This is a genomic window from Peribacillus sp. P4_C12 (assembly GCF_056402095.1).
This window is the reverse complement of sequence record NZ_JBFUIB010000910.1, coordinates 1-1065: the sequence shown is the minus strand read 5'-3', so window position 1 is coordinate 1065 and position 1065 is coordinate 1. Positions and strand designations below refer to the sequence as shown.

1 protein-coding gene is annotated in these 1065 nt (G+C 38.8%); it reads right to left on the bottom strand.

Annotated features, from left to right (window positions below; genetic code table 11):
* Positions 1–1059: MFS transporter (locus tag AC1DUW_RS30145; RefSeq protein WP_477644357.1), on the bottom strand; the 1059-nt coding region annotated here is incomplete at its 3' end.
* Positions 1060–1065 lie beyond the last annotated feature (6 nt).

Sequence of the window (1065 nt, the reverse complement as noted above, 5' to 3'; positions counted from 1 at the left end):
TCCAATTGCCTTAGTTCCAGCAAACTGGATAAGATACCCGAATAGGAGTGGAGCAATAATGCTTGTTGAACTTGATAGAGCCACATAGGTCCCTTGAGCCTTTCCAATGTTTTTGGGAGAAAAGAATTCCATTAATATGGCGGGTGCGAGTGAAAGAATAACAATCGCAAAACCCGGAGCAAGGATGAAGAATAGAATGGAAATAGCACTAGAATTAAAGGCATTTGCAAGAAATAAACAAATAGCGGATAGCACCATCGTAATCCCTGCAACATTTATTCGTGCTTTACGAATATCTCCTGTTTTTCGATAAAGCCGATCCGATAACAAGGCAAATACAATTTGGCAAATGGCAGCAAAAAGAAAAGGTAAAGACACTGCAAGTTTCAACATTTTTCCATCAAAATGTTGAATTTCGGTAAAATATGCAGGAAACCATACCGCTTGAACGGACAATAACCAATAGGCACAACCTGCACACAAAACGATAAAAATAAAATTTTTAGATAAAAGATACGGAAGAAACTGACGCCAAGAAACATTAGAAGAAATTATTGAGTGCTTATCTTCTTGATCAAAAGCATACGAACCGATTTCTTTAGGGCTTTCTTTTCCAAGAATCAACCATAAAACTAGCACCATTAGTCCAACAATCCCCATTGCTATAAAAGCAGATCTCCATCCATATCCATTGATCAAGGAGATTAATAATGGCGAAGCAATCGCGGGCCCGATTGTTGCTCCAAAGAGAACAGCGCCAAAGCCTATACCATGTCTATGTTTAGGGAACCATTTTCCTATTATTGAAGTTGATATAGCAACAGCAGGACCTTCTCCTGCTCCCAAGACCATTCTTGTTATTACTAGCAGAGACAGACTGGAAACAAAAGGTGTGGTAAATTGAACAATCAACCAGACAAACGAGATCCAAGTAAACATTTTTTTCGTATTTCTTGAATCGGCCATTCCCCCTATAATGAAAGAGGAGAAGGTAAAGAACCAAAAGAACGAACTGCCGACAATTCCCCATTGTGAAGGACTTAAATGTAACTCTTTCATTAGAGG